The 21,949-nt window shown below is 53.9% G+C and carries 18 protein-coding genes; 5 read left to right on the top strand and 13 right to left on the bottom strand.

Translation table 11 applies throughout. The features are described 5' to 3' along the window. Positions 1-16: 16 nt before the first annotated feature. The 4 genes from glnK to cof all read right to left on the bottom strand — a co-directional run bounded on the left by glnK (position 17) and on the right by cof (position 5,215). A complete protein-coding gene (glnK, locus tag E0E17_RS11735) occupies positions 17-355 on the bottom strand; it encodes a P-II family nitrogen regulator (RefSeq protein WP_007886947.1) in 339 nt (112 codons plus the stop codon). A gap of 258 nt (positions 356-613) precedes the next feature. Next, complete coding sequence (locus tag E0E17_RS11730; RefSeq protein WP_130834242.1) at positions 614-2,389, bottom strand: SmdB family multidrug efflux ABC transporter permease/ATP-binding protein; 1,776 nt, start codon at positions 2,387-2,389, stop codon at positions 614-616. Further along, positions 2,382-4,151 (bottom strand): SmdA family multidrug ABC transporter permease/ATP-binding protein, encoded by a 1,770-nt coding sequence (locus E0E17_RS11725; RefSeq protein WP_130834241.1) that lies wholly within the window; start codon positions 4,149-4,151, stop codon positions 2,382-2,384. Before E0E17_RS11725 ends, E0E17_RS11730 begins: the two co-directional genes overlap by 8 nt. 242 nt (positions 4,152-4,393) lie before the next feature. Further along, complete coding sequence (cof, locus tag E0E17_RS11720) at positions 4,394-5,215, bottom strand: HMP-PP phosphatase (protein ID WP_130834240.1); 822 nt, start codon at positions 5,213-5,215, stop codon at positions 4,394-4,396. Positions 5,216-5,310: 95 nt separating this feature from the next. On the opposite strand from cof, the gene E0E17_RS11715 reads away from it, so the two are divergent. After that, positions 5,311-7,032, top strand: a complete 1,722-nt coding sequence (locus E0E17_RS11715; protein WP_130834239.1) for an SgrR family transcriptional regulator — start codon at positions 5,311-5,313, stop codon at positions 7,030-7,032. Positions 7,033-7,059: 27 nt separating this feature from the next. Further along, positions 7,060-7,755 (top strand): 7-cyano-7-deazaguanine synthase QueC, encoded by a 696-nt coding sequence (queC, locus tag E0E17_RS11710; protein WP_130834238.1) that lies wholly within the window; start codon positions 7,060-7,062, stop codon positions 7,753-7,755. Positions 7,756-7,801: 46 nt separating this feature from the next. On the opposite strand, the gene E0E17_RS11705 is transcribed toward queC, so the two are convergent. From E0E17_RS11705 to bolA, 9 genes are all read right to left on the bottom strand, one after another. Then, the gene (locus tag E0E17_RS11705) at positions 7,802-8,200 is read right to left on the bottom strand and encodes an acyl-CoA thioesterase (RefSeq protein ID WP_130834237.1); all 399 of its coding nucleotides are present in this window, start codon (positions 8,198-8,200) and stop codon (positions 7,802-7,804) included. A gap of 100 nt (positions 8,201-8,300) precedes the next feature. Then, positions 8,301-8,627 (bottom strand): helix-hairpin-helix domain-containing protein, encoded by a 327-nt coding sequence (locus tag E0E17_RS11700; protein WP_130834236.1) that lies wholly within the window; start codon positions 8,625-8,627, stop codon positions 8,301-8,303. Between the two features lie 139 nt (positions 8,628-8,766). Further along, positions 8,767-10,635, bottom strand: coding sequence for a peptidylprolyl isomerase (gene ppiD, locus E0E17_RS11695; protein ID WP_130835532.1), 1,869 nt, complete (start codon positions 10,633-10,635; stop codon positions 8,767-8,769). A gap of 248 nt (positions 10,636-10,883) precedes the next feature. Then, a complete protein-coding gene (gene hupB, locus E0E17_RS11690; protein ID WP_130835531.1) occupies positions 10,884-11,156 on the bottom strand; it encodes a nucleoid-associated protein HU-beta in 273 nt (90 codons plus the stop codon). 213 nt (positions 11,157-11,369) lie between these two features. Beyond that, complete coding sequence (gene lon / locus E0E17_RS11685; protein ID WP_130834235.1) at positions 11,370-13,724, bottom strand: endopeptidase La; 2,355 nt, start codon at positions 13,722-13,724, stop codon at positions 11,370-11,372. A 190-nt stretch (positions 13,725-13,914) separates the two neighbouring features. After that, positions 13,915-15,186: an ATP-dependent protease ATP-binding subunit ClpX gene (gene clpX / locus E0E17_RS11680; protein ID WP_130834234.1), complete on the bottom strand. Its 1,272-nt coding sequence runs from the start codon at positions 15,184-15,186 to the stop codon at positions 13,915-13,917. 128 nt (positions 15,187-15,314) lie between these two features. After that, positions 15,315-15,938, bottom strand: coding sequence for an ATP-dependent Clp endopeptidase proteolytic subunit ClpP (clpP, locus tag E0E17_RS11675; protein ID WP_130835530.1), 624 nt, complete (start codon positions 15,936-15,938; stop codon positions 15,315-15,317). Between the two features lie 334 nt (positions 15,939-16,272). Further along, a complete protein-coding gene (tig, locus tag E0E17_RS11670) occupies positions 16,273-17,577 on the bottom strand; it encodes a trigger factor (protein ID WP_130834233.1) in 1,305 nt (434 codons plus the stop codon). 301 nt (positions 17,578-17,878) lie between these two features. Then, the gene (bolA, locus tag E0E17_RS11665) at positions 17,879-18,193 is read right to left on the bottom strand and encodes a transcriptional regulator BolA (RefSeq protein ID WP_130835529.1); all 315 of its coding nucleotides are present in this window, start codon (positions 18,191-18,193) and stop codon (positions 17,879-17,881) included. Positions 18,194-18,472: 279 nt separating this feature from the next. On the opposite strand from bolA, the gene E0E17_RS11660 reads away from it, so the two are divergent. The 3 genes from E0E17_RS11660 to cyoA all read left to right on the top strand — a co-directional run bounded on the left by E0E17_RS11660 (position 18,473) and on the right by cyoA (position 21,948). Then, positions 18,473-19,051 (top strand): lipoprotein, encoded by a 579-nt coding sequence (locus E0E17_RS11660; RefSeq protein WP_130834232.1) that lies wholly within the window; start codon positions 18,473-18,475, stop codon positions 19,049-19,051. A 54-nt stretch (positions 19,052-19,105) separates the two neighbouring features. Next, positions 19,106-20,575 (top strand): muropeptide MFS transporter AmpG, encoded by a 1,470-nt coding sequence (gene ampG, locus E0E17_RS11655; protein ID WP_130835528.1) that lies wholly within the window; start codon positions 19,106-19,108, stop codon positions 20,573-20,575. Between the two features lie 446 nt (positions 20,576-21,021). After that, positions 21,022-21,948: a cytochrome o ubiquinol oxidase subunit II gene (gene cyoA / locus E0E17_RS11650; protein WP_130834231.1), complete on the top strand. Its 927-nt coding sequence runs from the start codon at positions 21,022-21,024 to the stop codon at positions 21,946-21,948. Position 21,949: the final 1 nt, after the last annotated feature.

Here is a 21,949-nt window from a genome sequence, read left to right as displayed (position 1 = left end):
CAGTACAGAGCTAAAATTACAATGCTGCTTCGTCGGTTTCACCGGTACGAATGCGGATCACACGCTGCAGCTCCGCCACAAAGATTTTGCCGTCGCCAATTTTGCCGGTGTAAGCCGCTTTGCTGATCACGTCCACCACTTCATCCAGCTGGTCGTCGGCAATAGCGATATCAATTTTGACTTTCGGCAGGAAATTCACACTGTACTCGGCACCGCGGTAAAGCTCTGCGTGGCCTTTCTGACGACCAAAACCTTTTACTTCGGTGACCGTCAGGCCCTGAATGCCAATGGAGGATAAGGCTTCGCGCACATCCTCCAGCTTAAATGGTTTGATTACCACGGTAACCAGCTTCATAGGATCCCCTCCAGGTAGTAAATAATTAAGTCACACCGGACACGCAGGGATATAAGCAAATATTGTGCCAAAAATAAGAAAAGCAGCAGATACAGGCGTGCAACGGGCGCTGACGCGGTTCGCTTTACGAGGAGAAAAGTAAGAGAGAGGGCAGGCCCCGTCCAGACCTGCCGTTAATGCACTATTTTAGTGCTGATGGAGACAAAGAAGTGCATTTATACAGAATACTCTGAGAAAATTGCGCAAAAAAAGTGCAAACTACCCCTCTGCAGCCAGCGGAATGCCCACTGCCAGTTCGTCGCCCGCCTGCTGCAGCTGGAACATCTGCCAGTAACGCCCCTGCTGCGCCAGCAGGCTGAGATGGCCGCCCCGCTCTACCACCTGACCGCGATGCAGCACCAGAATCGTATCCGCTTCGGTAATGGTGGATAAACGGTGCGCGATAACCACCAGCGTGGTGTGCTGCCGCAGAGCACGCAGCGTTTGCTGAATGGCCTGCTCCGTGCCGGAATCAATATTTGCGGTCGCTTCATCAAGAATCAGAATCTGTGGCAGCTCTACCAGCACGCGCGCCAGCGCCAGTAGCTGCTTCTGCCCGACCGACAAGGTATTCCCCTGTTCGCCCAGACGGGTATGGATCCCCTGCGGCAACGCGCGCGCCAGGCTGGCGAGTTGTACCTGCTCCAGCGCCTGCCACACCGCCTCTTCACTGATATTGCGCCCCAGCTGCACATTAGCCAGCAGCGAATCGGCCAGCACCACCGGGTCCTGCTGCACCATGGCGATGCCGCGCCGCAACACCTGATGCGTCAGCTGGCTGAGCGGGCGATTATCCAGTAGGATCTCGCCGCGCGTTACCGGATAGTAGCCCATCAGCAAATTAGCCAGCGTGCTTTTCCCGCTGCCGGTATGCCCTACCAGCGCAATAAAGCTGCGCGCGGGCACCTCCAGATTAATATCGCTCAGTACATCGCGATCTTCCCGGTAGGCAAAGCTCAGCCCACGTAAGGAGATGGTGCCTGAGGCGAGCGGACGCACATCGGTACCGTAGGCCTGGGGCGTCGCATCCATCAGTTCAAAGATGCGTTCCCCGGAAACTACCGCCTGCTGCAGCATCGACTGCTGGGTCGTCAGCTCAATCAGCGGCTCGTTAAGTCGCCCCAGAAAGCTGATAAAGGCGTAAAGCACCCCCACCTCAAACACGCCCGGCGTGGAAAAGCTGAACAGCAACAACAAGCCACAGAGGATCACTGCGGAAAACAGGCTCAGCAGCGGGCGCAGCAGAAAACCGTCCAGGCGCAGCGTCTCCATACGCGCCAGATAGTGGGAACGGCTGGCTTCCCCCATGCGCTCGCCAAAACGCGCCTGCTGACGGAACTGCTGAATCACGCTCATACCGTTAATGACTTCATTGAAACCATTATTGATGTCAGCCAGATAGCTGCGTACGCGGCGGGCTATCGGCGTACTGTAACGCTGATAAATAAACATCACCGTCAACACCAGCGGGAAAATCACCAGCGCCACCAGCGCCATACGCCAGTCAAGACTGAACATCGCCACCAGCATCGCCCCGATCAGCGCTGCGCTGCGCAATACCGTGGCCACGACCGTGACATAAAGATCTTTAATCACCTCGGTATCGTTGGTGACACGCGAGATAATCTGGCCGACCGGCTGGGTATCGAAAGCGCTCAGCGGCTGCTGCAGGGCGGCATCCATCACATCGCTGCGCAGACGCTGTACCACGCCGACCGACACACGGTTAAACAGCAGCGCCTGGTTGTAGTGCAGGGAGGCAGCCAGCAGCTGCAACAGAATATAGCTGACCGCTAAGCCTGCCACCGTTCCCCAGGGCATCTGATGACGAGCCAGCAGATGATCGATAAAAAAGCTGACCAGGACCGGTCCGGTCACTTCCGCCGCCGCGGCAATCCACAACATGCCTGCCGCCAGCGCCAGCGATTTGCGCCAGGGCTTGCCGTAAGCGAGCAATCGTTTCAGGGTGGGCCAGAGCCGGGCAGATTTAGCCATGGGGCACTCCTTTTTCTTCTTCATCCTCATCCAGCGCCGCTTCCAGCTGCTGGTAGCGATACATATCCCGGTACCAGCCGGGCTGCGTAGACAGCTGTTCATGCATACCGCGCTGCGTCACTTCGCCCTGCCGGAGCACCAGGATCTCGCTGGCTTCCGTCAGGGCGGAAAGCCGGTGCGCGCTGATAATCAGCGTGCGCCCTGCCCCCCAGCGCCGCAGATTATGCAAAATCTCGTGCTCAGTGCGGCCATCCACGGCCGACAGAGCATCATCAAGGATCAGGATTTCCGCATTCAGCAGCAGCGCACGGGCGATGGAGAGACGCTGTTTCTGTCCGCCGGACAGCATTACGCCGCGTTCGCCCACTTCAGTTTCATAGCCCTGCGGCAGACGCAAAATATCTTCATGCACACAGGCAAGTTGCGCCACATGTTCGATCTCCGCCTGGCTGGCGTTGGGTTTCCCCAGCGCAATATTGTTGGCAACCGTATCGGAAAACAGAAAAGGCGTCTGGCTCACTACCGCCAGACGGCTGCGCCAGTCATCGATACGCAGCTGCGGCAACGGGATGGCGTGATAACGAATCTCCCCCTGCTCGATATCGAAGTGGCGCTGAATCAGGCTCAGCAAGGTGCTTTTACCGCTGCCGGTGGGTCCGCATAGCCCCAGCATTTGTCCCGGCTGCAGCTGAAAATTGAGATGGCGCAATACCGGTCGGCTGTTGGCCGGATAACAAAACTCACGAATGGCCACCTGCAGGGTACCTGGCGCTTCCGGTAGCGACTGCGTACCATCCACCACGGCCGGGGCTTCCGCCAACAGCGCGCGAATGCGGCTCCAGGCAGCGCTGCCGCGCTCAACAATATTGAACATCCAGGCGAGCGCCAGCATCGGCCAGATCATCAGCCCCAGGTACATCACAAAACTGGTGAGCTGACCGAGGGTTAAACTGCCGTGCCACACCATCCAGCTGCCGCCGCCAATAGCCAGCAGATTGGAAAAGCCAATGGCGATGTAAATGGTAGGATCAAAGCGGGCATCGACACGCGCGACATGCAGATTTTTTTGTCCGGTATCACGGGCAATCTCACTGAATTGCTGTGACTGATGCGCCTCAAGGCCAAAAGCTTTAATCATGCGGATACTGGTCAGGGTCTCCTGCGTCTGATCGTTCAGCGAGGAAAATGCCGCCTGCGCCCGTTTAAAACGCTCATGCAACTGATTACCGTAGCGATGGATCACCCGCGCCATTATCGGCATCGGCACCAGCGCCAGCAGCGTTAACTGCCAGCTGATTTGCGTGCTCATCACCAGCAGCACCGCCAGACCCATCACCAGCGAATCCACCAGCGTCAGTACGCCTTCACCGGCAGCAAAGACCACGCGATCCACATCGTTTGTCGCGCGGGCGATCAGATCGCCGGTACGATGACGCAAATAGAACGCCGGATGCTGGCGGCTGAGCTGACGATAAAAATCCTCGCGCAACTCAACAGCCAGCTGATACGACGCGCCAAACAACAACACCCGCCAGACGTAGCGCAATAAATAGACAACCACCGCCGTCAGTAGCATGACGCCAATCCACATCAGAATACGTCCGCTGCTCAGGCTATGGCTGGTGACGCCATCCACAATGACGCCCACCAGATGCGGCGGCAACAGCTGTAACAGGGCAATAATGATCAGCAAGACAATCGCGCCCAGATAGCGTCGCCACTCGCGCAAAAAATACCAACTTAACTGGCTGAATAGTCGCACAACACGCTCTCGGTTTTTTAACTTGCAAGGTCAGGAGGATAAACCGGCCTGATTGATCGTCTCCTGCGCCTTGCGCGGGAAGCGATACTTTCTCTCTGAGCGCCAGTATAACGGAATAAGGTCGGTCTGTTTTCCTGAGCGTGCCCTGACGGGACGCGACCTGAGTGCGGGAAAAAGGGAGAAGAAAGCGCCGTCAGCCATGCGAAAAAAACCGGACTTCCTGTCCGGCTCACGCTAAAGTCTCAGCATTCGGGGGAATACGCGAGATGTGGCGTGGTCATCCAGTGATTTAAATAGTGAGACACTGCCTGTGTCTCGCAATGACCAATAACCGGCAAATGGGGCAGCGCTGTTTTTAACTGACTCATGGCATTACCCATAATGAAGCCTTTGCCTACCTGCTCCAGCATTTCGCGATCGTTCATCGCGTCGCCAAAGGCCATGCACTCTGCCAGACTCAGACCAAGGTGCTGGCACAGATAAGCCAGCGCCGCGCCTTTGTTGCAGTTCACCGGCAACACTTCCAGACAGTCACGGGCGGAGAAGCAGATATGCGCCTGTTGCCCCAGCGCCGCATGCAATTGCATCTTTAAATCGCACAGCGCATTATGTTCGTCGATAAAGCAGATTTTCGTGACCTGATGCGCGGGCATCCGGCGTAGATCGCACAGCTGATAGCTGAAGCCGCTGAGTTGGTGCGCCTGCAGCACCTCCGGCAGTGGCTGATCGGTAAACCAGCCCGCATCATTAAACAGGTGGATGCTGGCGCGGGTACGCCAGCGGGTATGCAGGACCTCTTCTGCAACCGCAGGCGTCAGATCGCTGGCAAACAACAGATTACCGTCAGGATCGTGGATGCGCGTGCCGTTACCGGTAATCAGCCAGGCGTACAGGCTCATCTGCTTACGCAGAATCTCCATCTCCAGCAGGTGTCTGCCGGTGGCGAATACCAGTCGCACCTGCCGCTCATGCAAAGCAATCAAGGTCGCCAGCGTCTCTTTGCCTGGCTGATGGTTCGGCAGCAGTAATGTGCCGTCCATATCAAATGCGGCTAATTGCGCCATAACACCCCCCTCTTGTCCGAATAGCGGGTTTTACTATCGCCTGGTAATTACGGAAGTAATAGTGAATACTTTTTAAAAATTGTTCCGGATTTTCTATGCGCCAGCTTAACCGACTGAATCAGTTTCAGCGCCTGTGGCAGCAAAGCCGCGGAGCGCCCCAGCACACCAGTGTGGCTGCGATGGCGGCCTGTTGCTTTTGTAGTGAACGACACCTGCGCACTTTGCTGACGCAGTGGCAGCAGGCGGGCTGGCTCCAGTGGCGCGGGGAGGCGGGACGGGGCAAGCGCGGCACGCTGCTGTTTTTGCACTCCCCCGATCAGCTGCGTCAGCAACTGTTACGTCAGCAGCTGGATGCGGGCCTCTCTGCGCAGGCGATGCAGCTGCTGCAGCTGGCACCGGATGGCCTGTTTAACCTGGTGCAGCCGCTGATGGGCGGACAGTGGCATAAGGATGCGCCCGTGTTGCGCATTCCCTATTACCGCCCGCTGGAGACCATCGCCCCGTTGCAAATCACCGGGCGCGCCGAACAATATCTGGCGCATCAGCTATTTTCCGGTCTGACGCGTTTTCATCACGACCAGCTGGAGGGCGATCTGGCCCACCACTGGCAGTGCGATGCGCAGGGAACGCTCTGGTATTTCTGGCTGCGCCCTCAGCTGTGCTGGCATAACGGTGAACCTCTCGTTGCTGATCAACTGGCCGCACAGTTTGCGGCTATTCTGCGTCACCCCGTGGCACATTATCTGTTGGCTGACGTTGAGACAGTGGATGCTCCACATCCGCTGACGCTGCGTATCCGGTTACGCCAGCCCGATTTCTGGCTGGCACACCGTCTGGCTCACCTGCTCTGCCTGTTACCTCATCCGCTTGATGCGCGTCTGGGTAGCGGCGCCTGGAAACTTGCCCATTTCAGCGCCGATCTGGTACGGATTGAAAGCCATGCGCGCTGGCATTTTCAGCTTCCGTTGATGCAGGCAGTAGAGTACTGGATCACGCCACAGCTGTTCGACAGCGCGCTGGGCACCAGCTGTCGCCACCCGGTGCAAATATCTATTGCGCAACCGGATGAGCTGACGTTACTGCGCCCGGTGGGTCACAGTATCAGCCTGGGCTTCTGCTACCTGGTGTGCCATCCCCACCCCGGTTTTAGCGCTGCGCAGGCACGTAAACTGTTTGCCCTGATCCAGCGCAGCGGCGTCGTGGGCCAGCTGCCGCTGGACGAAGGGCTGATTACGCCAAGTCAGGAACTGCTGCCTGGCTGGCCGGTGCCACAGATCGCTGACGAGCCTGTCGCGCTGCCCGCTACCCTGACACTGCATTACCATCTGCCGGTGGAGTTGCATGAGATGGCGCACGCGTTACAACAGCTGTTGCAGCAACAGGGCTGCAACTTGCATGTCGTATTCCACCCGGTTAAAAGCTGGCGTGACGGCGAGCTGCCAGACGATGCGGATCTGGTGATGGGCGATCGACTGATTGGTGACGCGCCGGTCTTTACCCTGGCCAGCTGGCTGCAAATGGATCCGCTCTGGCAACCGCTACAGCAAAACAGCAAAATAGCCGGACAGCTCGAAACTATTCAGCGGCTGCCGCAGGAAGCAGATCGGGCTGCCGCAGTGCAAACCTTATTTCAGCAGCTGATGCAGGAAGGCATGCTGCTGCCGCTGTTTAATTATCACTACCAGATTTCGGCACCGCCGGGTATCGAAGGCATCGCGCTGAATTCGCTGGGGTGGTTCGATTTTAACCGTGCCTGGATCCCGCCCCCGGGCTGGCCAGCCGACCCTGTTCAGGAACAGCGCGAGACATTACCATAAGTGCAAATTTTTTCTCAGGACATAACAATGAAACGAGCCGTTGTGGTTTTTAGCGGTGGACAAGATTCCACGACCTGCCTGATTCAGGCACTTCAGCAGTATGATGAAGTGCATTGCGTCACATTCGATTACGGACAGCGTCATCGCGAAGAGATAGAGGTGGCACGCGCACTGGCGCAGCAGCTGGGCGCGCGGGCGCATAAGGTGCTGGATGTTAATCTGCTGAATGAACTGGCTATCAGCAGCCTGACGCGCGACAGTATTCCGGTACCGGCTTACGATCCTGACGCCAGCGGTTTACCCAGCACCTTTGTACCGGGCAGGAATATTCTTTTTCTTACTCTGGCTGCAATTTATGCTTATCAGGTTGAGGCGGAGGCGGTGATCACCGGCGTCTGTGAAACGGATTTTTCCGGCTACCCTGACTGCCGTGATGAGTTCGTCAAAGCCCTGAATAACGCCGTTACGTTGGGAATGGCGCGCGACGTTCGTTTCGAAACGCCGCTGATGTGGCTGAATAAAGCGGAAACCTGGGCGCTGGCCGATTACTGGCAGCAGCTGCCGCTGGTACGACAGGAAACCTTAACCTGCTATAACGGCATAAAAGGCGACGGCTGTGGTGAGTGTGCTGCCTGTCATCTGCGTGCGCAGGGTCTGCAGAGTTACCAGCAGAACGCGCAGGTGGTAATGGCTGCCATGAAAGCGAAAACCGGGCTGGTCTGAGAGCGCGACGGTACAGCAAAGCCCGGCTCCGTGGCGCGTGGGCCGGTCAGAGAAGTAACCTTTGCAAATGCTGTTTCAGCTCGCCCTCAAGCGGCACAGCTTTCTGGCTGGTTAAATCAATGCAGACAAAGGTTAAGGACGCATCGGCCACGGGGGTTTGATCCTTTTCCAGCACCACACGCTGCGCCAGCACGCCACTTTTGCTGTTCAGCTGGATCACTTCGCTGTCTATCTGCAACAGGTCGCCCAGCACTGCCGGGCGACGATAGTTGATATTGATGTTTACCACGACAAAAGCCAGCTTTCGCGCCGCCATCCAGTCAAACGCGTCCGCCTGTTCAAGCCACTGCCAGCGTGCCTCTTCAAGAAATTCCAGATAACGCGCATTATTCACATGCTGATAAACATCAAGATGATAACCACGTACTTTAATCGAGGTACGCATAAGCCAGGTTCTCCTCAGGGGTTGCTCAACTGGTATGACCTTCTCAGCCTGGCAGAATCTGGCGAACATATCTGACGCTTCGCTATAGCTGCGAACACCATCACAATTTCAGCCGGGAGGCATTGCGCTCAATCAGCGCGCTGCCAATGCCGGGCACTTCTTTTAACTGCTCCAGGGCGGTAAAGGCACCGTACTGTTCCCGGTAACTGACAATGGATTGCGCTTTTTTCAGTCCGATCCCCTTCATCGCTGCTGCCAGCTCCTCAGCACTGGCTTCATTGATGCTGACCCGTTCTTCTTTCTGCGGGGCAACAGGCTCACTGATTTTCTTCTCTACAGGCGCCTCCGCCGCCGCCAGAGAGGTAATATAGCCTGCACCGCCAAGCGCCAGCGTAAAAAAAATTGCATTAAATGATTGTTTAAACATGCTGTTTTTCTCCTTGTGTTTGACAGCGCCCACAGGATGTCACAGCCCCAGACAGGCAACAAAAGGCAAAAACAGAAAATGGAAAAGGCCGCATAAGCGGCCTTTGTTTATCACAGCGGTTACGTTTTTTTTGCGAGGCTTACTGCATTTGCGCTGCGGCACCGTATTTGATTTTCGCCTCTTTACGCAAGCTCTGCAGCAGTGCTTCAAACGCAATCTGCGCATTATTTTGCGTTACGCCTTTGACCATCTGATCAATCTGGCCCTGTGGCAGCGATCCCGCACTGACTTTATCCAGCGCAATCAGTACCACGTTCCCCTGCATATCTTCGCTCACGCCAAAGGAGGGGCCCGCCTTCTCCGGCTGCGGCAAGTTGTAAGCCGCCTGCGCAACGGGATCCTGCGTATTGCGATCGACCGTTTTGCTCTCGCCAAAACTGAGGCCTGCCGCGGTCAGCGCATCCTGTTTGCCAGCTTTCAGGTCAGCGAGGATCTTATCGGCCTGCGCTTTCGCTTGTTTTTCCGCTTTGTCGTGCTTCAGAGTATCGGCAATCTGCGCTTTAACATCAGCCAGCGCCTTGACCGCTTCCGGCTTGTGCTCGCTGATACGCAGCACAAAAGCGCGATCGCCATCAACGGTGATGATGTCTGAGTTATTACCTGGTGCGCCATTTTCTCCCACCAGACCACCATTAAAGACAGCCTGTTTCACAGGATCAAAGTTCAGCTCCTGCGGTACGTCATCACGACTGAACCAGCCGGTTTCCATGGCTTTGACACCTGCTGCCTGCTCTGCGCCTGCCAGCGATTCGTTATCATTACTGGCCGCTTCGCTAACCTTCTGCTGCAGCTTATAGAAGGTATCCAGGGCTTTTTCCTGCTTCACCTTATCGGCAACGGCATCCCGGACGTCAGCCAGCGCTTTAACCTGCTCTGCCTGAACATCATCCAGACGAACGATCAGGAATCCCACTGACGATTTAATCACGCCTGACAGCTGACCTTTTTCGCTCAGGCCGGCATTTTTCAGCTCATCCGGCGTGGTGGCGGGCTCCAGCCAGCCCATGTCGCCGCCCTGACGCGCCGAGATAGGATCAATAGATTTCTCTTTAGCCAGCGCAGCAAAATCACCGCCCGCTTTCAGCTGAGCCAGCACCGCTTCTGCATCCGCCTCCGTTTTGGTCTGAATAACGCTGTAACGGCTGCGCTGCGGCTGGGTGTAATCCGCTTTATGTTGTTCGTACCAGCTCTGAATTTCCGCGTCGCTGGCCTCTGCCTGCATGCTGGCCGCATCAAGTTTGATATAGCTGACACGGAACTGTTCAGGCGCCAGGAAGCTGCTTTTATGCTGCTGATAATACTGGCTGATCTCATCATCCGTGACGCTCTGTTTCGCCGCCAGGGCATTGACATCCAGCGTCGCCTGACGAATCTGGCGCTGTTGCGCGACCAGGCTAACCAGCTTATCGGTTTCGCCTTTCAGCATAAAATCGGTATTGGCGACGGCGTTAATCAGCTGCTGGGTTGCCAGCTGTTTGCGCAGCGCTTCTGCATACTGGTCGGCACTGAAGCCCATGCTATTGATCAGGCCAAGGTATTTCGCATTATCGAATTTACCGTTAGTCTGGAAAGCCTGCTGATTGAAAATCGCCTGCTTGATCTGATCGTCGCCGATAGAGATATGGAGATCTTTCACATATTGATCGAGTAAGGTTTCATCGATCAGCTGCGACAGCGCCTGCTGACGCATCTGCTGCATATAGCCTTCATTGCTGGCGAGCTGTGAGAACTGCTCGCCTAACATTTGCTGCTGACGGCTACGTTCACTGTTAAAAGCGCGATCCAGCTGCGCACGGCTGATCTCGTTACCGTTAACCTTTGCTGCGTAATCGCCGCCACCGCCAATCAAATAGTTGCCGACACCGGTCAGCACAAAAGAGAGGATGATCAGTCCCAAAAGAATCTTGAGCACGACATGATTCGACGCCGCGCGTAAATTGTCCATCATGGTATGACAACACTCCGCTGTAGTGTGAATATAAAGCTCAGGCGCGGCGTCCTGCTCAGGCAGGCGCACCACACAGCTGCGGTTCAGGCTGGCAGCCAGCAACTTTGCAGAGACCATAGCCAGAGGCTAACCGTCACGCACAGGATAAAAAAAGGCACATCTTCAGTGATGTGCCCGTATGTTACATGAGAACGTGTGACCCGTCCGCAATCCACTGAAGAAAATGCTTCAATGGTTATCCGCTGTCATTAATTAACAGCGTCTTTCAGCGCCTTGCCAGCACGAAAGCCTGGCACTTTGCCAGCAGGAATGGTGATTTCTTTGCCTGTCTGTGGGTTACGGCCAGTACGAGCGGCGCGTTCGCGCACGGAGAAAGTACCGAAACCCACCAGAGCCACTTCCTCTCCGCCTTTCAGCGCATCGGAAACTGAATCCATGAATGCATCTAACACACGTCCCGCTGCTGCTTTAGAAATGTCAGCTTCCGCAGCAATTTTGTCGATCAACTGTGATTTATTCACTCTTTTCATCCCCTCTTTTATTATTTCACTTCGTATCCCGCTTCCCGCCTGATACGAACGCGCAGCAAGTTATATCAAGCCTGTTGAGCCGAAACAACGGTATTCATCTTAATCGTTATTTCCGCAGCCCCCTAAATTAGCGGCACAAAAAAAAGCTGGCAAGCACCAATTCGCTTGCCAGCTTCGCTTTTTAAGGCTTTTTGTCTTAAGTCACTATTTTGCTGTCGCAACCTGCATGCCGTATGGCGCGTTTTCCAGGGCGAGGTTCAGGACTTCTTCAATACGCTTCACCGGATGGATATCGAGATCGGCAATGACATTGGCCGGAATCTCTTCCAGATCGCGCTTGTTATCATCCGGAATCAGCACCGTTTTAATACCGCCACGGTGTGCTGCCAGCAGCTTCTCTTTCAGACCGCCAATCGGCAGAACCTGACCACGCAGAGTAATCTCACCGGTCATGGCGACATCAGAGCGTACCGGGTTCCCTGTCAGGCAGGAGACCAGCGCAGTACACATGGCAATACCGGCGCTCGGGCCATCTTTCGGCGTCGCACCTTCTGGCACATGCACGTGAATATCGCGTTTTTCATAGAAATCGCCGTTGATGCCCAGTTTCTCAGCACGGGCACGAACCACTGTCAGGGCTGCCTGAATAGATTCCTGCATCACTTCACCCAGCGAGCCGGTATAGGTCAGCTTGCCTTTACCCGGCACACAGGCGGTTTCGATGGTCAGCAGATCGCCGCCCACTTCGGTCCAGGCAAGACCTGTCACCTGACCTACGCGGTTTTCGCTGTCAGCACGACCATAGTCAAAACGCTGCACACCCAGGAAATCTTTCAGGTTGTCGCCGTTGATAACAATATGCTTTTGCGTATTGTCCATCAGCAGCGCTTTTACTGCCTTACGGCAGAGTTTGGACAGTTCACGCTCCAGGCTACGCACGCCCGCTTCACGGGTGTAGTAACGAATGATGCCGATAATCGCGCTGTCATCCACCGTGATTTCCGACGCTTTCAGCGCGTTACGCTCGATCTGCTTCGGCAGCAGATGCTGTTTCGCGATGTTCAGTTTTTCATCTTCGGTATAGCCCGAAAGGCGAATCACTTCCATACGGTCCAGCAGCGGCGCAGGAATATTCATGGAGTTAGAGGTGGCTACAAACATCACATCGGAGAGATCGTAATCCACTTCCAGATAGTGATCGTTAAAGGCGATGTTCTGTTCCGGGTCCAGCACTTCCAGCAGCGCCGAGGCCGGATCGCCACGCATGTCGGACGACATTTTGTCAATCTCATCCAGCAGGAACAGCGGGTTTTTGACCCCCACTTTTGCCATTTTCTGGATCAGTTTGCCCGGCATGGAGCCGATATAGGTACGACGATGCCCACGGATTTCCGCTTCATCGCGGACGCCGCCCAGCGCCATACGCACATATTTGCGTCCGGTGGCTTTGGCGATAGATTGCCCCAACGAGGTTTTACCTACCCCCGGCGGTCCTACCAGGCAAAGAATCGGCCCTTTGATTTTGCTGACGCGGCTCTGCACGGCAAGATACTCAAGGATACGATCTTTCACGCGCTCCAGACCGTAATGGTCGGTATCCAGCGTTTCCTGGGCTTTGCGCAGATCTTTTTTCACCTTGCTGCGCGCATTCCACGGCACCTGTACCATCCAGTCGATATAGCCGCGCACTACGGTGGCTTCGGCTGACATCGGCGACATCATTTTCAGCTTCTGCAGCTCGGCTTCCGCTTTTTCGCGCGCCTCTTGTGGCATTTTCGCCGCATCAATTTTGCGTTTCAGCGCCTCAAGCTCATCGGGCGCATCGTCCATTTCGCCCAGCTCTTTCTGAATCGCTTTCATCTGCTCATTCAGATAGTACTCACGCTGGCTTTTTTCCATCTGTTTTTTGACGCGGTTACGGATGCGTTTTTCCACCTGCAGCAGGTCGATCTCCGACTCCATCATCGCCATCAGGTATTCCAGACGCTCATTGATGTCGGACATTTCCAGCACTGACTGCTTATCAGCCAGTTTTAACGGCATATGCGCCGCCACGGTATCCGCTAACCGGGCCGCGTCATCGATGTTGTTGAGTGAAGTCAGGACTTCCGGCGGAATTTTTTTGTTGAGCTTGATGTAGCCTTCAAACTGATTAATCGCCGTGCGTACCAGAACTTCCTGTTCGCGCTCTTCGATTTCCGGCGAAACCAGATATTCCGCCTGCGCCACAAAGTGATCGCCATTGTCAGACAGCGTAGTGATATGCGCACGCTGCAAACCTTCCACCAGCACTTTTACCGTGCCGTCAGGCAATTTCAGCATCTGCAGGACAGATGCCACTGTGCCTACAGAGAAAAGATCGTTAATGCCAGGTTCATCCGTTGAAGCCTCTTTCTGTGCTACCAGCATGATCTTTTTATCTTGATCCATCGCGGCTTCGAGGCACCGAATCGATTTTTCCCGACCAACAAACAACGGAATTACCATGTGCGGATAAACCACCACGTCGCGCAACGGCAACACAGGGATTTCAATGCGTTCAGAACGCTCAGGATTCATAGAGCTCTCTCTTAGTTTAAAGTCCGCCAGGTGATGGGCCCCGCATAAGGCAGAGAATGTGCAGTTAAGCCCACAGGTATTTGAGTATATGGGGATGATCGACTGACATTCAATGTCACAGACGTGAGAAAAACAGAAGGGGAAAGACTTTTCCCCTTTTTTAAGATAACAACGTGGCAGATTTGTTTATTTATTCACCAGAGGCCTGGGCTTCATGCTTACCGTAAATCAGCATCGGCTCAGATTGCCCCTCAATGACCGACTCATCAATGACCACTTTTTCAATGTCTTCCATAGATGGTAAGTCGTACATGGTTTCCAGCAGAGCCGCTTCAACAATTGAACGCAGCCCACGTGCGCCTGTTTTGCGCGACATCGCTTTTTTCGCGATTGCCGTCAGCGCTTCGTCACGGAATTCCAGTTCCACCCCTTCCAGGTTAAACAGCGCCTGGTACTGCTTGGTGAGGGCATTTTTCGGTTCACGCAGGATCTGAATCAACGCGTCTTCGCTCAACTCATTCAGGGTCGCCACAACCGGCAGACGACCGATGAATTCCGGGATCAGACCAAACTTGATCAGATCTTCCGGCTCAACCTGCGACAGCAATTCCCCTTCGGTCGCTTTCTGTGATTTGCCTTTCACCGTGGCGCCGAAGCCGATACCTGACCCGGTTTCCACACGCTGGGAAATCACTTTATCCAGACCGGCAAAAGCGCCGCCACAGATAAAGAGGATTTTTGACGTATCCACCTGCAGAAATTCCTGTTGCGGATGTTTACGTCCACCCTGCGGCGGAACGGCGGCTACCGTACCTTCAATCAGTTTCAGCAGTGCCTGCTGCACACCTTCACCTGAAACGTCACGGGTGATAGACGGGTTGTCTGACTTACGGGAAATCTTGTCGATTTCATCGATATAGACAATACCGCGCTGCGCTTTTTGCACATCGTAGTCACACTTCTGCAGCAGTTTCTGGATGATGTTTTCAACATCTTCCCCTACATAGCCTGCTTCGGTCAGCGTGGTGGCATCTGCCATAGTAAAAGGCACATCCAGCAGACGCGCCAGCGTTTCAGCCAGCAACGTTTTCCCGCTACCGGTCGGACCGATCAGCAGAATGTTACTTTTACCCAGTTCTATACCGTTGCTGGTATCACCGTTGCGCAGACGTTTGTAGTGATTGTACACCGCCACTGCCAGCACTTTTTTCGCCTTTTCCTGGCCGATAACATAATCATCGAGGTGATGGCGGATTTCGTGTGGCGTCGGCAACGCGCTGCGTTCACGGTGCGGAGCAACTTCTTTAATCTCTTCGCGAATGATGTCATTACACAGATCGACACACTCATCGCAGATATACACTGACGGCCCGGCAATCAGCTTCCGCACTTCATGCTGGCTTTTGCCGCAAAAAGAGCAGTACAGCAGCTTACCTGAACCGTCTTTGCGCTTATCTGTCATCAGTTAACCTCTTCTTGTTCTCTGGCCATACCGGAGTACGGCGCAGGCCGTGCGTACACGGCCGATATTCATTCAACTAATCTACCGTATCCCGTTAACTATAGCGTAATGGCGCAGGCAGATAAGTCTTATTCGCGATGTGTCAGGATAGAATCGACTAACCCATACTCTACCGCTTCACTGGCTGAGAGGAAACGATCTCGCTCAGTATCGCGCTCAATTTCTTCCAGCGATTTGCCGGTATGCTCAGCCATTAACTCGTTCATGCGCTGTTTGACCTTCAGGATTTCACGGGCATGGATTTCAATATCCGTTGCCTGGCCCTGGTAGCCGCCCAGCGGCTGATGGATCATCACACGGGAGTTTGGCAGGCAGAAACGCTTACCTTTAGTACCAGCGGTCAGCAGGAAAGCCCCCATTGAACAGGCCTGTCCCATACAAATGGTGCTGACGTCGGGCTTGATAAATTTCATTGTGTCGTAAATTGACATGCCTGCGGTGATCACGCCGCCCGGTGAGTTGATATACAGATAAATATCTTTCTCCGGATTCTCCGCTTCCAGAAACAGCATCTGAGCGACAATCAGGTTAGCCATGTGGTCTTCAACCTGGCCGGTCAGAAAGATCACACGCTCTTTAAGCAGGCGGGAATAAATGTCGTAAGAACGCTCGCCACGCGAGGTTTGTTCAACCACCATAGGCACCAGCGCCATGTGCGGTGCAGTAAATTCACGATCGCCACTGTATGACATTACCGTCTCCTGATAAATTTCATTGGCAACATTCTGTACCGATTCTACGTGAGCCGAGCCGGGAAAACTATGCTCAACCTCCTCTCCGACATCTTCAGGACGGTTCGTCAGCCAGTCTGCTGTTTTCACGCATATCCTTTCATCTGGGGATGCTGCCCAGCTGTTTCAAGCATAACAATCTTTTCTTTGATCGCTAACCAGGAAAATCGCTTAGCGAAGATTTTGCCGTTTAATCCAGCACATAAGCGACAAATGCGCGCTGGTAACCGGAAAAAAAACGAAAAAGCCCGCTACTCTGCAGCAGCGGGCTCAGAACGTGCAGTTAACTGAAGGATCAAGCCGTTGCGGTCTGGTTCATCAGTTCCTGGAAGCTGGTGGCTTTTTCAGTCACTTTGGCTTTTTCCAGCACGACTTCCACAGCCTGTTCTTCCAGCGCAACATTGCGCATGTTGTTCATCAGCTCATTATTTTTGCTGTAGAACTCGATCACTTCCTGCGGATCTTCGTAGGCAGACGCCATCTCTTCGATCATCGCGTTAACGCGCGTTTCGTCCGCTTTCAGTTCATGGGTACGAATCACTTCGCCCAACAGCAGACCAACGACAACGCGACGTTTTGCCTGCTCTTCAAACAGCTCGCGCGGCAGTTCCAGCGCCTGCTGCTCGTTACCGCCAAAGCGCTGAGCAGCCTGACGACGCAGCACATCGATTTCGCTGTCGATAAGGGCAGCAGGAACGTCGATCTCATTAGCCTGCACCAGACCGTCGATCGCCTGAGTTTTCACACGGTTGCGTACCGCGCCTTTCAGTTCGCGTTCCATGTTTTTACGTACTTCGGCACGTAAGCCCGCTACGGAACCATCTTCCACGCCGAAACGCTTGATGAACTCTTCCGTCAGCTCCGGCAGTTCGCGTGTTTCGACTTTCTTCAGGACGATTTCGAACTTCGCGTCTTTACCTTTCAGATTTTCCGCATGGTAGTCGTCCGGGAATTTCACGTCGATAGTGAAGGTTTCGCCCGCTTTATGACCCACGATGCCTTCTTCAAAGCCCGGAATCATACGGCCCTGGCCCATTGCCAGTACGAAATCGCTCGCTTTACCGCCTTCGAAATCTTCGCCGTCGACAGAACCGCTGAAATCGATAGTAGCGCGATCTTCAGCTTCAGCTGCCGCATCGCTCTCTTTCCAGGTCGCCTGCTGCTTACGCAGGGTTTCCAGCATCACGTCAACGTCTTCGTCTTTCACTTCCACAATCGGTTTTTCTACTTCGATTGTGTCCAGGCCTTTCAGCTCAACTTCCGGAAAAACTTCAAATTCAACGCTGTAAGTAAAATCTTCACCCTGTTTGTACTCGCCTGGTACATAGTTAGGCGCGCCTGCCGGGTTGATTTTCTCTTTGATAATGGCATCAACAAAGTTGCGCTGCATCAGATCGCCCAGCACGTCCTGGCGAACAGAAGAACCGTAACGCTGCGCCACGATCTGCATCGGCACTTTGCCTTTACGGAAACCATCGATACGGACTTTCTTAGCTACATCCAGCAGCTCTTTTTTCACAGCGCTCTCGATGCTGTCAGCAGCGACAGTAATCGTAACGCGACGGCCAAGGCCCTGAGTGGTTTCAACTGAAACTTGCATCTTGTTACCTCAAAAAATCACGTGCTCGGTCAACTTCAGACACCACACATTGTGAAATGCGCCGTATCTAACAACCGGGACGGCTTCTGTGAAGAGAACCCTGATCCCTGTTACCAGAAGCGTCCCGAAGACATTCCGGAAAAATAGACGCCGCATTATAGCGGCATCACCGGAATGAGTCGAGGAGGCAAACTCACCCCTTTCCCCTGGTTTTGCTGCTTTTTGCACGGGAGATCGCGTTTCTCAAGGAAACAAACAGAAAAAAACGGCCTGAAGGCCGTTTTTATGGAGAATATGATCGTCAGGCCAGTGTACCGGCACCGCGACAATTGGGTGATGCTAAAACAGTGTCCTGCAAGCCCTCCCACTCTTTCAATGTATAGGTATGCAGCGCCAGCGCATGTACACTGCCTGCCAGCTCTTCGGTCAGCTCGCCATAAATGGCGCGATGGCGCGCCAGAAAGCGCTGGCCGCTAAAGCTGTCGCTCACGATCACCACTTTAAAGTGGCTTTCAGAGCCTGCAGGGACATTATGACGATAGCTTTCGTCATGCACTTCCAGATGTGCCGGTTCGAACGCCAATCGTAACTTTTCTTCTATTTGTTCGCGAATCATCATTACTTTCCTCAACGGCGAGCGATGTGCCCCATCTGTTTAAATAATAGTAGGATTTTTACCGTTTCCGCAGAGAACAAAGAAAAAAATCCTCTGACCTCTCTCTTCCCTTGCGCATCATAGCCTGACTGACTGCCCGGTCAATCAGCGCAGTCATATTCGTTCTGAAAAAAACCTTAGCAATCAAAATCCCGCTTGCCGGGGCTTTTTTCAGCGACGCTCAATGCTATGATGACCGTCGTTTTGCAAGCCAACCCACTACGCTAACGAGAAATAAGTATGTTGAAAAAAATCTTTATCCCGCTACTGGCTGCGTTTATTTTGGCCGGATGTGCCAACAACAGCAATACACTTAACGTCCAACCCAAAATTGAACTGCCGCAGCAGGATCCCAGCCTGATGGGCGTGACGCTGAGCATTAACGGTGCCGATCAGCGTGCCGACCAGGCGCTGGCAAAAGTAAACCGCGATGGTCAGTTGGTTACCCTGACGCCTTCACGCGACCTGCGCTTCTTGCTGCAGGAAGTGCTGGAGAAACAGATGAGCGCGCGTGGCTATATGATCGGTCCAAACGGCGCGGTTGATCTGCAGATTGTGGTCAATAATCTGTACGCCGACGTGACCCAGGGGAACGTGCGTTACAGCATCACCACCAAAGCGGATATCTCTATTATCGCCACGGCACAGAATGGCAATAAACAGGTGAAAAACTATCGCCAGACTTACAGCATTGAAGGTGCATTCAATGCCACCAACGACAAGATTACCAATGCGGTAAACGCCACGCTGAGCGATGTGATCGCCGATATGGCACAGGATACCAGCGTTCATAACTTCATTAAGCAAAACGCCCGCTGATAGTGTTCTTTTCCGCCCGGCAACTGCGCCGGGCGTCTCCCTAAGGTGAGTATGATTCATCACTACCTTCGCATTTTTACGCAACGTAACGCCGCCGTTCTGCTGCTGCTCGGTTTCGCTTCAGGCCTGCCGCTGGCATTAACCTCAGGCACGCTGCAGGCGTGGATGACGGTAGAAAATGTCGACCTGAAAACCATCGGCTTTTTTTCGCTGGTGGGTCAGGCCTACGTATTTAAGTTCCTCTGGTCGCCGCTGATGGATCGCTATACGCCCCCCTTCCTGGGCCGGCGTCGTGGCTGGCTGCTGGTCACGCAACTGCTGCTGTTGGTCGGCATTGTGGCGATGGGTTTTATGCAACCTGCGCATAACCTAACCCTGCTGGCCGCGCTGGCGGTGCTGGTCGCTTTTCTCTCTGCCTCGCAGGATATCGTTTTTGATGCCTGGAAAACGGACGTGCTGCCGCCGGAAGAGCGCGGCAGCGGTGCCGCGATCACCGTGCTGGGATATCGCCTGGCGATGCTGATCTCTGGCGGGCTGGCGCTCTGGCTGGCCGACCGTTTTCTTGGCTGGCAAGCCACTTACTGGCTGATGGCCCTGATGATGGTGCCGGGGCTGATCGCCACCCTGCTGGCGCAAGAACCCGCCGCCAGTGTCAGAACGCCGCACTCTTTACGTCAGGCGGTGGTGGAGCCGCTGCAGGATTTTTTTCAGCGCAATAACGCCTGGCTGCTGATTACCCTGATTGTTCTTTATAAGCTGGGCGATGCTTTTGCTGCCGCGTTAACCACCACATTTTTGATCCGTGGCGTGGGTTTTGACGCCGGCGATGTTGGCCTGGTTAATAAAACCCTTGGCCTGCTGGCAACCATTATTGGCGCGCTCTGGGGCGGCGTGCTGATGCAGCGCCTGAGTCTGTTTCGCGCTCTGATGCTGTTCGGTCTGTTACAGGCGCTCTCTAATTTTGGCTACTGGCTGCTGGCGGTGACGGACAAGCAACTGTGGAGCATGGCCAGCGCGGTATTTGTGGAAAACCTGTGCGGCGGCATGGGTACGGCGGCCTTTGTCGCTTTGCTGATGACGCTGTGTAATAAATCCTTTTCCGCTACCCAGTTCGCCCTGCTCTCTGCCCTGTCTGCCGTAGGACGTGTTTATGTTGGGCCAGCGGCGGGTTGGCTGGTGGGCTTATGGGGCTGGCCCACTTTTTATGCTTTTACCGTGCTGGTTTCACTGCCGGGCCTGTTTTTGCTCTGGATCAGTCGTCATACCCTTGACCGCATGCAGCAGACCGGTACTTTTACTCCGCGTCTCGCCGGACAGCAAAGTTACCGCTGGACGTTGCGGCTGTTTATTTCCGGGGCGGTGCTGCTCGCTTTCTGCCTGATTGTGCTGGCGCTGGAAGCAGCGAATCTCTGGCAGCCAGTGCAGATGTTGCCCAGGCTGTTCGAAATCGGCATGGTGTTGACGCTGGCGGGTGTGATCTGCGGTAGCCTGCTCGATTACCTGGCGCTACGTAAGGAGCGTTAAGGCGGGTTTATTTTTTTGCTGCGGGGCGGCATTAATTTGCCGCCGCAAAATGGCCAACCCTTTTTTGATCATTGCGTGTTATTTTTTTCTTTTAAATACCAGGGGAATCGCATTAAGCTGGAGATATTAAAAACCGGTGAGTAATTATATTGTGGTGAATTTATCACTCAAATGATACAGAGTTGTTAAATATTTGAAAGCTTAAATCGAAGGTTATACGCTCCCTCATTTTTCTGAGGTTATTACTATTGTTTTTTGTTATATCAACGCCAACTGCTTGTCAGCGTTAAGATTTTACTCACCTCGTTAACATCTGTGATACTCTTAGCAAAAGGCGTCAACGTCCGTCTGACACATCCTTAAGCTGGTTTACACTGCATAAACCTTCCCGTAAAATGCCGCCACACTTAAACGACAATAGAGCCCTTTGTCATTGAGGTCGTTAAATGAGACTCAGGAAATACAATAAAAGTTTGGGGATTTTGTCATTAATTGCAGGCACTTTATTAGTAAGTGGCTGCGATAGTGCATTGTTAAATCCCAAAGGACAGATTGCGATGGAGCAACGTTCGCTGATACTGACAGCCTTCGGGTTGATGTTGATCGTCGTTATCCCCGCAATTCTAATGGCAGTTGTGTTTGCCTGGAAATATCGGGCATCAAACACAAATGCGAAATACAGCCCCAACTGGTCACACTCAAACAAGGTTGAAGCTGTGGTCTGGACCATTCCGATCCTGATCATTCTTTTCCTTAGCGTATTGACCTGGAAATCAACCCACGCCCTGGAGCCGGGTAAACCCCTCGCTTCAGACGTTAAGCCGGTTGAAATTGAGGTTGTTTCGCTGGACTGGAAATGGTTGTTCATCTATCCGGAGCAAGGCATTGCTACTGTGAACGAGATCGCGTTCCCGGTAAATACGCCGGTGAACTTCAAGATCACATCTAACTCCGTGATGAACTCCTTCTTTATTCCGACACTGGGCAGCCAGATCTATGCGATGGCGGGCATGCAAACCAAGCTGCACCTGATCGCGAACGAGCCTGGCACCTTTGACGGTATGTCTTCCAACTTCAGCGGTCGCGGCTTCTCCAGCATGAAGTTCAAAGCCATTGCTACCAAAGACGATGCGGAATTCCAGCAGTGGGTTGCCAAAGTGAAAGCGGCACCTGCCACGCTGACCACCATGGATGAGTATGAAAAACTGGCTGCGCCCAGCGAAAATCATCCGGTGGAATATTTCTCTACAGCAAATCCTGACCTGTTCTATCAGGTGATTGATAAGTTCAAGATGAGCCACGGGAAAATGGACATGTCGAAGCATAAAGACATGGACATGAGTCACACCGCTTCCGCGGGAGCCGAGGAATAAA

The sequence above is a fragment of the [Erwinia] mediterraneensis genome (assembly GCF_900604315.1).
GTDB lineage: Bacteria > Pseudomonadota > Gammaproteobacteria > Enterobacterales > Enterobacteriaceae > Pantoea > Pantoea mediterraneensis_A.
Note: the sequence above shows the minus strand (reverse complement) of the source record. Positions and strands in the feature narration are given on the sequence as shown.

Excerpts from the sequence above, each read along its gene's own strand:
- glnK (WP_007886947.1), bottom strand. The coding sequence starts at position 355 with ATGAAGCTGGTTACCGTGGTAATCAAACCATTTAAGCTGGAGGATGTG.
- E0E17_RS11730 (WP_130834242.1), bottom strand. The coding sequence starts at position 2,389 with ATGGCTAAATCTGCCCGGCTCTGGCCCACCCTGAAACGATTGCTCGCT.
- cof (WP_130834240.1), bottom strand. The coding sequence starts at position 5,215 with ATGGCGCAATTAGCCGCATTTGATATGGACGGCACATTACTGCTGCCG.
- E0E17_RS11715 (WP_130834239.1), top strand. The coding sequence starts at position 5,311 with ATGCGCCAGCTTAACCGACTGAATCAGTTTCAGCGCCTGTGGCAGCAA.
- queC (WP_130834238.1), top strand. The coding sequence starts at position 7,060 with ATGAAACGAGCCGTTGTGGTTTTTAGCGGTGGACAAGATTCCACGACC.
- E0E17_RS11705 (WP_130834237.1), bottom strand. The coding sequence starts at position 8,200 with ATGCGTACCTCGATTAAAGTACGTGGTTATCATCTTGATGTTTATCAG.
- E0E17_RS11700 (WP_130834236.1), bottom strand. The coding sequence starts at position 8,627 with ATGTTTAAACAATCATTTAATGCAATTTTTTTTACGCTGGCGCTTGGC.
- ppiD (WP_130835532.1), bottom strand. The coding sequence starts at position 10,635 with ATGATGGACAATTTACGCGCGGCGTCGAATCATGTCGTGCTCAAGATT.
- lon (WP_130834235.1), bottom strand. The coding sequence starts at position 13,724 with ATGAATCCTGAGCGTTCTGAACGCATTGAAATCCCTGTGTTGCCGTTG.
- clpX (WP_130834234.1), bottom strand. The coding sequence starts at position 15,186 with ATGACAGATAAGCGCAAAGACGGTTCAGGTAAGCTGCTGTACTGCTCT.
- clpP (WP_130835530.1), bottom strand. The coding sequence starts at position 15,938 with ATGTCATACAGTGGCGATCGTGAATTTACTGCACCGCACATGGCGCTG.
- tig (WP_130834233.1), bottom strand. The coding sequence starts at position 17,577 with ATGCAAGTTTCAGTTGAAACCACTCAGGGCCTTGGCCGTCGCGTTACG.
- bolA (WP_130835529.1), bottom strand. The coding sequence starts at position 18,193 with ATGATTCGCGAACAAATAGAAGAAAAGTTACGATTGGCGTTCGAACCG.
- E0E17_RS11660 (WP_130834232.1), top strand. The coding sequence starts at position 18,473 with ATGTTGAAAAAAATCTTTATCCCGCTACTGGCTGCGTTTATTTTGGCC.
- cyoA (WP_130834231.1), top strand. The coding sequence starts at position 21,022 with ATGAGACTCAGGAAATACAATAAAAGTTTGGGGATTTTGTCATTAATT.